The following is a 13,377-nucleotide window of genomic DNA, read 5'->3' as shown; positions in this document are numbered from 1 at the left end:
GGCATAATTTACAATTATTTAAGCTTATGGGATGCGTTTCAGCTCTTGAGCAATAGCCGTCGCTTCCTGACTCCAGGCGTTAGCAAGAACCTTCACCATCTCATCGTAGCCGTCTTTAGTCTGTACAGCTTCGATGTGGAATGGACGTTTGATCAGTTGTCCCTGATGATTCAGCAACCATTCTCCACTCACGATAACCTTACCATCGTAACGACCGTGGAAGCCGGTTACGGTGACGTTCAGCGTGTCCTGAGTGCTTCCCAGCGGCTGCGAAGCAACAACCCAGCCAGGCAACTGCATGCTGAGGTTAGCAACCAGCGTATTGCGCAATTGCTGATCTAATGGGCTGGCCCAGAGATTATTATTGGCTATAACATATTGCACATCGCTGGTCTGGTAAACCACCCCATTACCGGCCAGATAATCAGGTACCGCAATCTGTTCAACCCACAGCAGACGGTTTCCCTGATTGGCGGAGCTCTGCACACCGCCTTGTGCGATAGGGAGCTGGTAATAGCTTTTATTCTCTCCGCTGGAGCTGCATGACGTCAACCAGACCGCCATCATCACCACTAGCCACTTTTTCATTGTTTCGCCCTCTTCGGCTCTGGATCTTTCTTGTCCTTCGCTTCAAATACCAGCGCATTACTCTTATCGTTCAGCGTTTTCAGTACCGGTTGCAGTTCACGTAGCACCTGATCAAGACGCTGCATATCTGCCACCATCTTGTTGTAGGCCGCAGAACCAGGCTGGAAGCCCTGCATGCTACGATTTAGTTCACGCAGCGTGTTCTGCATATCCGCCGGAAGATCCTGCATCGACTGGCTGGACGTGATCTTGTTCATGTTATCCAGCGTGGTTTGCAGATGCTTCATCGTGCGCTGGCTTTCCGACAGCGTATTGGTTGCCTGCTCAATCATCGGGTTCAGCGGCAGATTATTAATCTTATCCAACGCTTCCATCAGACGCTGTTGGATCTGCGCCAGACCACCGCTCACGGTCGGAATAATTTGATAACCATTAAATTCGCGTACACCAGTAATCGGCGGCTCTTTCGGATAGAAGTCGAGATCGACATAAAGCGCGCCGGTCACCAGGTTCCCGGTTTTGAGCGATGCCCGTAATCCGCGTTTAAGCAATTCCGCCAGATGAGCACCAACATCAGTATCTTCGCCCAGCTGCGCCTTCAGACGTTCTGGTTCGATGCGTACCAGCACCGGAATGCGATAATCATTGTTGAACACCTGGCGCATATTCGGTGAGAAGAAAGGTACTTTACTCACCGTACCCAAGCGGATGCCACGGAATTCCAGCGGCGCACCAGGCTGCAGGCCACGAATCGAATCTTTAAAGAACATCAGATAATCGATATGATCGGTATACAGTGAATCCTGAATACTTTTTTGATCGTCATAAAGATTAAACGCTGACTGTTGTGCGACCGGCTCGCCCTGCTCTAAACCTTCTGGCACATCAAAACTTACACCACCGCCAAACAGCGTGGAGAGCGATCCCATTTCTACGCGCATACCTGCTGAGGTAAGATCTACGGCGATCCCGCTGTCTTTCCAGAAACGCACATTACTTGTCACCAGACGATCGTTAGGCGCATTAATGAAAAGCTGATAGCTGATCGTACGCTTTTGCGCATCAAATGTACTGGTTTCAACCGAACCTACACGATAGCCGCGAAAAAGCACCGGATCGCCCGGACTCAACTGACCGGCTTTTTTGCTGTCCAGAATCACACGGATCCCTTTTGCATCTGGCGGGGCCAGCGGCGGTGAATCCAGCAGTTGGTAATTTTCCAGCTTACTGCCTTTATTGCCAGGCTGCAGTTCAATATAAGCCCCGGACAATAGCGTGCCGAGCCCACTTATACCTTCACGTCCAACCTGCGGCTTCACCACCCAAAAGACAGAATCTTTATGCAGCAGCTTTTCCATTCCGGAGTTAAGGCGCGCTTTAATCTCCACATGGGTCAGATCATCCGTCAGGGTTGCGCTCTCAACGATGCCGACGTCCACACTGCGGCTCTTAATCGTCGTTTTGCCCCCTTCAATACCTTCGGCATTGGTGGTAATAAGCGTGACCTGTGGCCCCTGATGACTGTAGTGATAAAACAGAACCCACGCGCCAATGAGTGCAGTGACGATAGGAAATATCCACACGGGCGACCAGTTTTTTACCTTTTGCACTTTGGCTTCCCCACTTTTAGATTCCATGCTGTCAGGACTCCTCATGGCCTGGTTCTGGTTCACGATCCCACGACAGACGCGGATCAAATGTCATCGCAGAAAACATTGTCATAATGACGACTAAAGCAAACATCAAAGCACCCATTGCAGGATAAATGTTCATTAACCCTCCCATGCGCACCAGCGCAGAGAGTACCGCAATCACAAATACGTCGATCATTGACCAGCGACCGACAAATTCCACAACTTCATAAATCAGGTGCATACGTTCACTGTCGCGTTTGCCGTGCCCTTTGGCGTCCCAGCATAGCCAGGCAATGGCGATCATTTTCAACGTCGGCACCATAATACTGGCGATAAAGATAACTGCAGCCACCGGATACGAGCCTTCGCTCCAGATTAAAACCACCCCCTCAAGTATGGTTGACGGCAGCTTTGACCCGAGCAAATCGGTAATCATAATCGGCAGAATATTGGCAGGAAGATAAAGCATGATTGACGTAAACAGTAATGCCAACGTCCATTGCAGACTGTTTTTACGCCGCACATAACCTTTCGTCTGACAACGTGGGCACACCCGTTCATCAGCGGGAAGTATTGCAGTGCAGCAAGAGCAGGAACGCAGTCCCTGTCGAATACCAGGCACGCCAGGTTTTAAGGCCTGCTTTATGACAGGCATTGGCGCAATATCATCCCATAGCCAGCGACGGTCAACGCACTGAAATGCACGCAACTGTAAAACGCAAAAGAAGCACCACGGAATAAAGCTGCTGCCCACGCCGATATCGCCGTAGGCCATCAGCTTAACAAAGCTCACCAGCACGCCGGCGAGGAAGATTTCTGCCATTCCCCAGCTTTTTAACTGAAACAAAATGCGCGCCAGCCATGCTTTAAGCCGCTCGGGCATCTGAACCCGGTTTACCAGTAGCAGGATCGTCAGCAGGCAAAAGGCCGGAACTAGCTGAACGAATAAGATAAAGAAGGTGCCGAGACTGGCGTAATCTTCAGAAAAGAGCACGCTGGGAATTTGCAGCAACGTCACTTCACTACTCACCCCTGCGACGTTCATATTCACAAAGGGAAAGAGGTTTGACAGCAGCAGCATAAATAGTGCGGCTAAAACATAGGCAGTGGGACGCTGCCGGGGCGCGTCCCACTCAACGGTTAACGTAGTGCCACATCGTGGACATGCCGCTTTCTGACCATGCTCAAGGCGAGGTAACGCCACCAGCATGTCACACTGCGAGCACAAAATATGCTTCGCGGCATGGTGATGTTCGCACATAGGTGCTCCTTTAATTATGCGCCATTCTTCAAAGACTCAAGATACTCCCAGCGCTCAAAGGCTTGCTCAAGTTCTTGTTCCGCTTCGTTCAAATTAGCTAACACCTGTTGCGTTTGCTCGTGAGGCTGACTGAAAAACGCGGCGTCAGCAACCTGAGCCTGTAAGGCTTCCAGCTTAGCTTCCAGTTCTTCAAGCAACGCGGGGAGCTGCTCCAGTTCGCGCTGCAGTTTATAGCTTAGTTTGCTGGTGCCGCGTTTGACAATTTCTGCTTTAGGAGCGGCTGGCTCCTCTGTTTTTTTCGCAACTGGCTGCTTAAACGCCACATACTGCGATTGTTGACTGCGCGCATCATGATAACCGCCGACATAACGACCAATTTTACCGCCGCCTTCGAAGATCCAGCATTCGGTCACGGTATTATCGACAAACTGACGGTCGTGGCTCACCAGCAGCACGGTGCCCTGGTAGCTATCAATCAACTCTTCGAGCAGTTCCAGCGTTTCGACGTCAAGATCGTTCGTTGGTTCATCGAGAATCAACAGATTGCTGGGTTTCAGGAACAAACGCGCCAATAACAGGCGATTACGTTCCCCGCCAGAGAGCGCACGTACTGGCGTCATCGCACGTTTCGGATGGAACAGGAAGTCCTGCAGGTAACCCAGCACATGGCGAGGTTTACCGTTAACCATCACCTCTTGCTTACCTTCAGCCAGGTTGTCCATCACGGTTTTATCGGGATCCAGTTCGGCGCGGTGCTGATCGAAATAGGCCACTTCCAGCTTGGTACCGACGTGAATGCGTCCGCTGTCAGCCTGAAGCTGACCTAACATCAACTTCAGCAGCGTTGTTTTGCCGCAGCCGTTAGGTCCGATTAGCGCGATCTTGTCGCTACGCTGCACCTGCGCGGAGAAATCTTTCACCAGCTGCTTTCCGTCAACCTGGTAATCCACATTCTCCATTTCGAAAACAATCTTACCTGAACGGCTAGCCTCTTCGACTTGCATCTTCGCTGTGCCCATCACTTCGCGACGTTCGCCACGCTCGCGACGCATGGCTTTCAGTGCGCGCACGCGACCTTCGTTACGCGTACGACGCGCTTTGATACCCTGACGGATCCAGACTTCTTCCTGCGCCAACTTGCGGTCAAATTCCGCGTTTTGTAACTCTTCTACGCGCAACGCTTCTTCTTTATCCAGCAGATACTGATCGTAGCTCCCCGGATAGGTCACCAGCTTGCCGCGGTCAAGATCGACAATACGCGTCGCCATATTGCGGATAAATGAACGGTCATGGGAAATGAAAATAATTGTCCCATTGAAAGTTTTCAGGAACCCTTCCAGCCAGTCGATGGTTTCAATATCCAGGTGGTTCGTCGGTTCATCCAACAGCAGCACGCGCGGGTTGCTCACTAACGCGCGGCCCAGCGCCGCCTTACGTAGCCAGCCGCCGGAAAGCGATGCCAGCTCCATGTCTGCTTCCAGGCCAAGCTGTTCCAGTACTTCATTAATACGGTTTTCCAGCTGCCACAGATTGTGGTGATCCAGCTGTTCCTGAACCTTCGCCAGTTCCTGGAGGTTTTTATCACTCGGATCGGCGATCACCAGATGCGAGATATCGTGATAACGCTTGAGGTAAACCGCCTGTTCTGCAATCCCTTCGGCGACAAAATCGTAGACGCTACCCTGCACGTTGCGCGGCGGATCCTGCTGCAGACGCGCCACAACCAGATCCTGCTCATAAATAATACGCCCATCGTCAAGACCCTGTTCACGGTTCAGGATCTTCATCAGCGTCGATTTGCCCGCGCCATTACGGCCAACCAGACAGACCCGCTCGTTATCTTCGATATGCAGTTCAGCATTATCAAGAAGCGGCGCATCGCTAAACGACAGCCATGCACCATGCATACTGATTAATGACATTTAATTTTCCTTTCAGGCTGCGGTAATCAGCCAGCAATTGTGGATCTGACGGTTACGGGCAAAGTCCTGGGAAAGCGTTTTTTGGGTGATTTCTTGTGCTTTCAATCCCAGTTCAGCCAAACCGTCGAGATCCATACGGAACCCACGTTTGTTGTTGGAGAACATGATCGTGCCGTCTTTACGCAGCAAACGTTTCAGATCTTTCATCAGCGCCAGATGATCGCGCTGCACATCAAACGAGTCTTCCATACGTTTTGAGTTAGAGAACGTCGGCGGATCGATGAAAATCAGATCAAACTGTTCATTGGCATCACGCAACCAGCCCAGGCAATCGGCCTGAATTAAACGGTGAGCGCGACCGCTCAGGCCGTTCAGACGCAGGTTGCGTTCCGCCCATTCCAGATAGGTACGCGACATATCAACCGTCGTGGTGCTACGCGCACCGCCCAATCCTGCATGTACGCTGGCGCTGCCGGTGTAGGAGAACAGGTTAAGGAAGTCCTTACCTTTACTCATCTGCCCCAGCATACGGCGCGCAATACGGTGATCGAGGAATAAACCCGTATCAAGGTAGTCAGTCAGGTTCACCCACAGGCGCGCGTTGTACTCGCTTACCTCAATGAATTCACCCTTCTCATTCATCTTCTGATACTGATTCTTGCCTTTCTGCCGTTCACGGGTTTTCAGCACCAGTTTATTGGGCGCGATTTCCAGTACTGACAGCGTTGCGGCAATAATGTCAAACAGGCGTTGACGCGCTTTTTGTGCATCAACTGTCTTCGGTGGAGCATATTCCTGAACCACGACCCACTCACCGTAACGATCCACAGCAACGTTGTATTCCGGCAGGTCAGCGTCATACAGGCGATAACATTCAATGCCTTCCTGACGCGCCCATTTTTCCAGTTTCTTGATGTTCTTGCGCAGGCGGTTAGCATAATCTTCCGCGACCGTGGCAGGCTTGCTGTCCGCGGTGGTCTCTGCAACGTGATAGTTTTTCTGCACACAATCCAGCGGGCCGTTTTTCGCCTTGAACTGCTTGTCGGCACGTAATTGCAGGCTGCTGAGCAGATCCGGAGAGGCGCTGAACAGCGACAAATTCCAGCCGCCAAACTGGTTTTTCATCGTTCGGCCCAGCAGGCTGTGCAGGGCAATCAGCGCCGGTTCGCTATCCAAACGTTCGCCGTAAGGCGGGTTACTGATAACCGTCCCATACGGTCCTTTCGGCAACGGATTGCTCAGTTTGGCGACATCTTTAACGTCAAATGTCATCAGATCGGCGATACCGGCGCGGCGAGCGTTACTGCGCGCTTTTTCAATCACGCGCGCATCGCTGTCGGATCCATAAAAATGCGAGGTATAGTCAGCCAGTCCCTTACGCGCACGCACCTGCGCTTCGGCTTTAACTTCTTGCCAGACGGCTTCGTCGTGCTGCGCCCAACCGCTGAAGCCCCAGTACCCGCGGTGCAGGCCCGGCGCGCGATCGGTTGCCCACATCGCCGCTTCAATCAGCAGTGTGCCGGAACCACACATCGGATCGAGTAACGGGGTTCCCGGTTGCCAGCCAGAACGCATAACAATAGCGGCGGCCAGCGTTTCTTTAATCGGTGCCTGACCCGCGCGATCGCGATAGCCACGCTGGTGCAAACCATCACCGCTCAGATCGAGCGCAATGCTGGCGGTATCTTTGTTCAACCAGACGTTGATGCGCAAATCCGGAGATTCACGATCCACATTCGGACGCGGCATATTTTTACGGGTAAATGCATCGACAATCGCATCCTTGACCTTTAGCGCACCGTACTGGCTGTTACGAATGGTTTCGTTCAGGCCGCTAAAATGAACGGCAAACGTAGCACCAGGGTTAAATATCTCTGTCCAGTCGATTGCCTGAACGCCGAGGTACAGATCAAGATCGCTGTAGACCTTGCACTCTCCCATCGGCAGGATAATGCGCGAGGCCAGGCGACTCCACATCAGGCTCTGGTAAACAAGCCGCGTGTCGCCCTTAAAATGGACCCCACCCTGAACGACCTGACACTCCTGCGCGCCGAGGTTTTCCAGTTCAGTTTTTAACAGCTCTTCCAGCCCGCGGGCCGTACTGGCAAACAGAGAATTCATAATGTCACTTTTACTCCGAGAAAATTGCTGCGCATTATAGCTAATATGGGCTGTATGTCATAAAGTTGAAGGCTTATTTTCATTCGAGGGGCTGTACAGTGGTCACGTTAACCCGACTTTTTATTCATCCGGTTAAATCAATGCGCGGCATTGGGCTCACGCATGCCCTGGCCGACGTCAGCGGTCTCGCCTTTGACCGTATATTTATGATCACTGAACCTGACGGAACGTTCATAACCGCCCGCCAGTTCCCACAAATGGTCCGTTTTACGCCATCCCCATTCCACGATGGGCTGCATCTTACGGCTCCAGACGGCAGCAGTGCACTCGTACGATTTGCCGACTTCGCCACCCAGGATGCGCCAACTGAAGTATGGGGTAATCATTTTACCGCGCGCATTGCGCCAGTGGCTATTAACCAGTGGCTTAGCAGTTTTTTCTCCCGTGACGTGCAGTTACGCTGGGTCGGTCCGCAGCTGACGCGCCGTGTAAAACGACATGTTGATGTTCCTTTATCCTTCGCTGATGGTTATCCCTATCTGCTGGCCAACGAAGCATCCCTGCGCGATGTGCAACAGCGCTGTCCGGCAAGCGTCAAAATGGAACAGTTTCGCCCCAATCTGGTGGTTTCGGGAGCTGGCGCCTGGGAAGAAGATACCTGGAAAGTGATTCGTATTGGCGACGTCATTTTTGATGTTGCAAAACCCTGTAGCCGCTGTATTTTCACTACCGTTAGCCCGGAAAAAGGCCAGAAACATCCATCCGGCGAACCGCTCGCAACACTGCAAACCTTCCGTACTGCGGTAGATAACGGCGATGTCGATTTCGGCCAGAATCTTATCGCACGCAACAGTGGCGTTATTCGCGTCGGCGATGAGGTAGAAATTTTGGCAACCGGCCCCGCCAGAGCGTACGGCGCGGCGGAATCAGACGACACTGCACCCGAACAACAACCTGATGCCACGGTGCTTATTGACTGGCAGGGACAGACCTTTCGCGGAAATAATCAGCAGGTATTGCTTGAGCAGCTGGAAAACCAGGGTATCCGGGTTCCCTATTCATGCCGGGCAGGCATTTGCGGATGCTGTCGAATTCGACTGGTAGATGGCGAAGTTAGCCCGTTGAAGAAATCAGCGATAGGGGACGACGGAACGATTCTGTGCTGCAGCTGTATTCCCAAAACGGCAATCAGGCTGGAGAGCTAAACCGCCTGCTCAAGGCTGAAACTGTCAACTACTGCTTGCGGTTTCAGTCTGTCATTCATTATTTTAATCGCATCGCCAAGCTGCATCGTGCGCCCGGCGATAACCACACCAGGTTGCGCAAGCAGACAAAGCGCGGCGTTTTCACCCGGCTCAACCACTAACAGGTTTACCTGTTCATCGGTATCGCTTAAATCAACACAGGCAGCGTCACCCACGACCGGCGACCAGTTAATACCGTGCGCAACAAAGTGCCAGCTTTTCGGCATTTGCGGTTTGAGATAACGAATCGCCACCAGCGCATTGAGCACCAGTTCCGCTTTTTGTTCTTTGGCTAAATCCAGGTAGCGACATTTTTCTTCAAAGGAAAAATAAAGCGCGGCGTCATCAACACAAAAACCTGACGGAGAAAATGCATCAGGAGTGAGCATTTTACGAGCAAAACGCGAGCGGAATAACATGCCATTGGCTAAATCGAGCATCATACGATCATGCTCTTCATCATAATACCAGCGCCAGTTATCGTCGGGTTTAATTCGCATCAGTTTCTCTCCTTTCCTTAATCATCACCGTTACGACAGTATCCTTTTGCCGCTTCGTTTATTGCCCTAATAATAAAAGCTCAGAATGTTTAAATAAGCAACAGTAAAGGAATATAAAACAACCAGGGCTAGAAATAAAGCCCTGGTTTGTGATTAAGGTAGCATTCAGATATTGCTGACGATTTCTTTTATCAACGGCGGACCTTTAAAAATAAAGCCCGAATAAATCTGTACGAGGGTTGCACCAGCAGCTATTTTCTCACGTGCAGCAATCACCGAGTCGATACCACCAACACCAATAATCGGCAGCTGGCCTTTTAATTCCTGAGACAACTGGCGAATAATTTCTGTACTTTTTAATTGTAATGGTCGACCGCTCAGGCCACCCATTTGATCGCAATTTTTCATTCCTTGAACGAGAGAACGATCGAGCGTGGTGTTAGTCGCAATTACGCCATCAATATTATGACGAACTAAACTGTCAGCAACCTGGATCAGTTCTTCCACAGAAAGATCCGGCGCGATCTTTACCGCCACTGGAACATATTTATGGTGGATCGCTTGCAGATCATTTTGCTTATTTTTAATTGCCGTCAGGAGATCGTCTAGCGCCTCGCCGTATTGCAGCGTACGTAATCCCGGCGTATTCGGTGAAGAGATATTAATCGCGATATAACCCGCATAAGCATAGACTTTTTCCATACAAATCAGATAGTCATCTTTGCCGTTCTCTACTGGGGTATCTTTATTCTTACCAATATTAATCCCCAGAATACCGTCAAAATGCGATTTTTTAACGTTCTCAACCAGGTTATCAACCCCGCGGTTATTAAACCCCATACGGTTGATCAAACCTTCTGCATCGACCAGACGGAACAGACGCGGTTTATCGTTACCCGGCTGAGGGCGTGGCGTCACGGTACCAATCTCAATGGAACCAAATCCCATCGCGCCGAGCGCATCAATGCACTCCCCGTCTTTATCCAGTCCGGCAGCAAGCCCGAGCGGATTCTTAAACGTTAACCCCATACAGGTAACCGGTTTTGCCGGTACTTTCTGGCGCACAAGCGCTTCAAGCGGTGTGCCGGTAATGCGACGTAATTGCTGGAATGTCAATTCATGAGCGCGCTCTGGATCGAGCTGAAAAAGGGCTTTACGAACGAAGGGGTAGTACATGAACTCTCCTGGATTCCCGGTGTGCAAACCGGGGGCGTATTATGTGCGATCGCGAGCAAAAAGGGAATTGACCTGCGGCAATAAATAGCAATCGTTTTCCTGCTTCTGCCGTTTTATTCACTTTTCAACTTTTCTATGCCGTATAAATCATTTCGATAAACAAAATCTCTCTGCCAGACTGCATAAATTGTTATCAATGTTAAGCAAAAGCAAACAATTAGTTATAAGGGGAGATTAAAATTATGCGCGTCATTACTCTGGCGGGAAGCCCACGCTTCCCCTCTCGCTCCAGCGCGTTACTGGAATATGCTCGAGAAAAACTAAACGGTCATGATGTCGAAGTCTTTCACTGGAACCTGCATAACTTTGCCCCAGAAGACCTAATCTATGCCCGTTTTGACAGTCCGGCGCTGAAGACATTTAGCGAACAATTGCAGGATGCAGACGGGCTGATTGTCGCCACGCCGGTCTATAAAGCCGCTTACTCTGGCGCCCTGAAAACCCTGCTCGATCTGCTCCCCGAGCGAGCGCTGGAAGGAAAAGTAGTTTTGCCGTTGGCTACCGGCGGCAGCGTGGCGCATTTGCTTGCCGTCGATTACGCGCTGAAACCGGTACTGAGCGCATTAAAGGCCCAGGAGATCCTGCACGGTGTGTTTGCCGATGATTCGCAGGTAATTGATTATCAACATAAACCTCAGTTTACGCCTAACCTTCAGCAGCGTCTGGACAGTGCGCTTGATACCTTCTGGCTGGCGTTGCATCGTCGCGACGTCCAACTTCCTCAACTGAACACCCTGCGAGGTGCCGCCCATGCTTGATCTTCTCAAGCGTCACACGTCATGGCTGGCACTGAGTGGGTTGTTGTCGTTGTCAACTCTGGGGCATGCCGCAGAATCGGCCCCCGATGCCCTGCGTATTGGTTACCAGAAAGGAAGCGTCAGTATGGTGCTGGCCAAAAGCCATCAGCTACTGGAGAAACGCTATCCGCAGACTAAAATCTCGTGGGTCGAATTCCCGGCTGGGCCGCAAATGCTGGAAGCGCTCAACATCGGCAGTATCGATCTCGGCAGCACCGGTGATATTCCGCCAATTTTCGCCCAGGCTGCCGGAGCCGATCTGGTTTACGTGGGCGTCGAGCCGCCCAAGCCGAAAGCCGAAGTGATTCTGGTGCCGAAAAATAGCCCGATCCAGAGCGTCGCGCAGCTTAAAGAACATAAAGTCGCCTTCCAGAAAGGATCCAGCGCCCACAATTTACTGCTCCGGGCGCTGCAACAGGCTGGACTGAAACTTACCGATATTCAACCGACCTATCTGACTCCCGCCGACGCGCGAGCAGCCTTTCAGCAAGGAAACGTTGACGCATGGGCTATCTGGGACCCCTATTATTCCGCCGCGTTACTGCAAGGTGATGTACGCGTGCTAAAAGACGGCTCAGACCTCAAGCAAACCGGTTCGTTTTATCTCGCCGCCCGTCCCTATGCCGAGAAAAATGGCGCATTTGTTCTTGGCGTACTGGATACCTTTAGCCAGGCCGATGCGTTAACCCTCAGCCAGCGCCAGCAAAGTATTACCCTGCTGGCCAAAACCATGGGACTGCCAGAACCGGTGATTGCGTCTTATCTGGATCACCGTCCGCCAACCACCATTGTGCCAGTCAACGCCTCTGTTGCAGCCCTGCAACAACAAACCGCCGATCTGTTTTATGACAACCGTCTGGTGCCGAAAAAAATCGATATTCGCCAGCGTATCTGGCAACCCACTCAGCAGGCAGGAGAAAAATTATGAGTCTGAACATGTTTTGGTTTTTACCCACCCATGGTGACGGTCATTATCTTGGAACGGAAGAGGGTTCGCGCCCTGTCGATCACGGTTATCTGCAACAAATCGCGCAAACGGCCGATCGTCTTGGGTTTACCGGCGTTCTGATCCCAACTGGTCGCTCTTGCGAAGATGCCTGGCTGGTCGCCGCCTCGATGATCCCGGTCACCCAGCGATTAAAGTTTCTGGTCGCGCTGCGTCCAAGCGTTACCTCGCCAACGGTTGCCGCACGTCAGGCTGCAACGCTCGACAGACTCTCAAATGGCCGGGCGTTATTTAACCTGGTGACCGGCAGCGATCCACAGGAGCTGGCAGGCGACGGCGTGTTCCTCGATCACACCGAGCGCTATGAAGCCTCTGCGGAATTTACTCAGGTCTGGCGGCGCTTGCTGCAAGGTGAAACGGTGGATTTCAACGGCAAACATATTCACGTTCGCGGCGCGAAGCTGTTTTTCCCTCCCGTACAACAACCCCAACCACCGCTTTATTTCGGCGGCTCGTCTGATGTCGCACAAGATCTTGCTGCAGAACAGGTTGATCTCTACCTGACCTGGGGCGAGCCGCCCGAACAGGTGAAAGCGAAGATTGAACAGGTGCGGGCCAAAGCAGCGGCGCTCGGGCGCAAGATCCGCTTCGGTATTCGTCTGCATGTGATCGTACGAGAGACAACGCACGAGGCATGGCAGGCAGCGGATCGTCTGATAGCCCATCTGGATGACGACACCATCGCCAAAGCCCAGGCCGCCTTCTCAAAAACGGATTCGGTTGGTCAGCAGCGAATGGCTGCACTGCACAACGGTAAACGCGACAAACTGGAAATTAGCCCGAACCTGTGGGCAGGGGTAGGACTGGTACGCGGTGGCGCAGGGACCGCACTGGTTGGAGACGGTCCTACGGTCGCAGCACGTATTAACGAGTATGCCGCGCTGGGCATCGACAGCTTTGTGCTGTCCGGCTATCCGCATCTGGAAGAAGCGTACAGGGTTGGTGAGCTGCTGTTCCCGCATCTGGATGTCGCGATACCAGAAATTCCGCAACCGCAGCGCCTGCAACAGCAAGGAGAAGCGGTTGCAAACGAATTCATCCCGCGCAAAGTCGCACAAAGCTAAGGAG

Annotated in this window: 11 protein-coding genes; 4 read left to right on the top strand and 7 right to left on the bottom strand. The window is 52.0% G+C overall.

Translation table 11 applies throughout. The annotated features are described in order from the left end of the window. Nucleotides 1-24: 24 nt before the first annotated feature. The 5 genes from pqiC to rlmKL are packed head-to-tail and all read right to left on the bottom strand — an operon-like array spanning nucleotide 25 to nucleotide 7,526. Nucleotides 25-588 carry a membrane integrity-associated transporter subunit PqiC gene (pqiC, locus tag OGX66_RS01995; protein ID WP_003035868.1) on the bottom strand — a complete coding sequence of 188 codons (564 nt, stop codon included), beginning with the start codon at nucleotides 586-588 and terminating at the stop codon, nucleotides 25-27. After that, nucleotides 585-2,225: an intermembrane transport protein PqiB gene (gene pqiB / locus OGX66_RS01990; RefSeq protein WP_003836843.1), complete on the bottom strand. Its 1,641-nt coding sequence runs from the start codon at nucleotides 2,223-2,225 to the stop codon at nucleotides 585-587. Before pqiB ends, pqiC begins: the two co-directional genes overlap by 4 nt. 4 nt (nucleotides 2,226-2,229) lie before the next feature. After that, on the bottom strand, nucleotides 2,230-3,483 hold the full coding sequence (gene pqiA, locus OGX66_RS01985; RefSeq protein ID WP_003035862.1) for a membrane integrity-associated transporter subunit PqiA: 1,254 nt from the start codon (nucleotides 3,481-3,483) through the stop codon (nucleotides 2,230-2,232). Between the two features lie 14 nt (nucleotides 3,484-3,497). Then, nucleotides 3,498-5,405 (bottom strand): ABC transporter ATP-binding protein, encoded by a 1,908-nt coding sequence (locus OGX66_RS01980; RefSeq protein ID WP_003836846.1) that lies wholly within the window; start codon nucleotides 5,403-5,405, stop codon nucleotides 3,498-3,500. 12 nt (nucleotides 5,406-5,417) lie between these two features. After that, complete coding sequence (gene rlmKL / locus OGX66_RS01975) at nucleotides 5,418-7,526, bottom strand: bifunctional 23S rRNA (guanine(2069)-N(7))-methyltransferase RlmK/23S rRNA (guanine(2445)-N(2))-methyltransferase RlmL (protein ID WP_087879486.1); 2,109 nt, start codon at nucleotides 7,524-7,526, stop codon at nucleotides 5,418-5,420. A 98-nt stretch (nucleotides 7,527-7,624) separates the two neighbouring features. Here rlmKL and OGX66_RS01970 point away from each other — a divergent pair, with 98 nt between their 5' ends. Next, nucleotides 7,625-8,731, top strand: coding sequence for a YcbX family protein (locus tag OGX66_RS01970; protein ID WP_044700763.1), 1,107 nt, complete (start codon nucleotides 7,625-7,627; stop codon nucleotides 8,729-8,731). Here the strand turns inward: OGX66_RS01970 and zapC are convergent. Further along, nucleotides 8,728-9,270, bottom strand: coding sequence for a cell division protein ZapC (gene zapC, locus OGX66_RS01965; protein ID WP_003035852.1), 543 nt, complete (start codon nucleotides 9,268-9,270; stop codon nucleotides 8,728-8,730). The genes OGX66_RS01970 and zapC overlap by 4 nt on opposite strands. A gap of 165 nt (nucleotides 9,271-9,435) precedes the next feature. Then, entirely contained in the window at nucleotides 9,436-10,446 is a 1,011-nt protein-coding gene (pyrD, locus tag OGX66_RS01960) for a quinone-dependent dihydroorotate dehydrogenase (protein WP_044701565.1), read from the bottom strand. A gap of 242 nt (nucleotides 10,447-10,688) precedes the next feature. Here pyrD and ssuE point away from each other — a divergent pair, with 242 nt between their 5' ends. The 3 genes from ssuE to ssuD are packed head-to-tail and all read left to right on the top strand — an operon-like array spanning nucleotide 10,689 to nucleotide 13,373. Then, nucleotides 10,689-11,264, top strand: a complete 576-nt coding sequence (gene ssuE / locus OGX66_RS01955) for an NADPH-dependent FMN reductase (RefSeq protein WP_003035849.1) — start codon at nucleotides 10,689-10,691, stop codon at nucleotides 11,262-11,264. Further along, on the top strand, nucleotides 11,257-12,231 hold the full coding sequence (locus OGX66_RS01950) for a sulfonate ABC transporter substrate-binding protein (protein ID WP_270921788.1): 975 nt from the start codon (nucleotides 11,257-11,259) through the stop codon (nucleotides 12,229-12,231). Before ssuE ends, OGX66_RS01950 begins: the two co-directional genes overlap by 8 nt. Then, complete coding sequence (ssuD, locus tag OGX66_RS01945) at nucleotides 12,228-13,373, top strand: FMNH2-dependent alkanesulfonate monooxygenase (protein WP_044701566.1); 1,146 nt, start codon at nucleotides 12,228-12,230, stop codon at nucleotides 13,371-13,373. Before OGX66_RS01950 ends, ssuD begins: the two co-directional genes overlap by 4 nt. Nucleotides 13,374-13,377: the final 4 nt, after the last annotated feature.

This window comes from Citrobacter sp. Cf072, assembly GCF_030334485.1.
In the GTDB taxonomy this organism is placed as follows: Bacteria; Pseudomonadota; Gammaproteobacteria; order Enterobacterales; family Enterobacteriaceae; genus Citrobacter; species Citrobacter freundii.
Note: the sequence above shows the minus strand (reverse complement) of the source record. Positions and strands in the feature narration are given on the sequence as shown.

Coding starts and splice junctions, on each gene's coding strand:
- pqiC (WP_003035868.1), bottom strand. CDS start 588: ATGAAAAAGTGGCTAGTGGTGATGATGGCGGTCTGGTTGACGTCATGC.
- pqiB (WP_003836843.1), bottom strand. CDS start 2,225: ATGGAATCTAAAAGTGGGGAAGCCAAAGTGCAAAAGGTAAAAAACTGG.
- pqiA (WP_003035862.1), bottom strand. CDS start 3,483: ATGTGCGAACATCACCATGCCGCGAAGCATATTTTGTGCTCGCAGTGT.
- OGX66_RS01980 (WP_003836846.1), bottom strand. CDS start 5,405: ATGTCATTAATCAGTATGCATGGTGCATGGCTGTCGTTTAGCGATGCG.
- rlmKL (WP_087879486.1), bottom strand. CDS start 7,526: ATGAATTCTCTGTTTGCCAGTACGGCCCGCGGGCTGGAAGAGCTGTTA.
- zapC (WP_003035852.1), bottom strand. CDS start 9,270: ATGCGAATTAAACCCGACGATAACTGGCGCTGGTATTATGATGAAGAG.
- pyrD (WP_044701565.1), bottom strand. CDS start 10,446: ATGTACTACCCCTTCGTTCGTAAAGCCCTTTTTCAGCTCGATCCAGAG.
- ssuE (WP_003035849.1), top strand. CDS start 10,689: ATGCGCGTCATTACTCTGGCGGGAAGCCCACGCTTCCCCTCTCGCTCC.
- OGX66_RS01950 (WP_270921788.1), top strand. CDS start 11,257: ATGCTTGATCTTCTCAAGCGTCACACGTCATGGCTGGCACTGAGTGGG.
- ssuD (WP_044701566.1), top strand. CDS start 12,228: ATGAGTCTGAACATGTTTTGGTTTTTACCCACCCATGGTGACGGTCAT.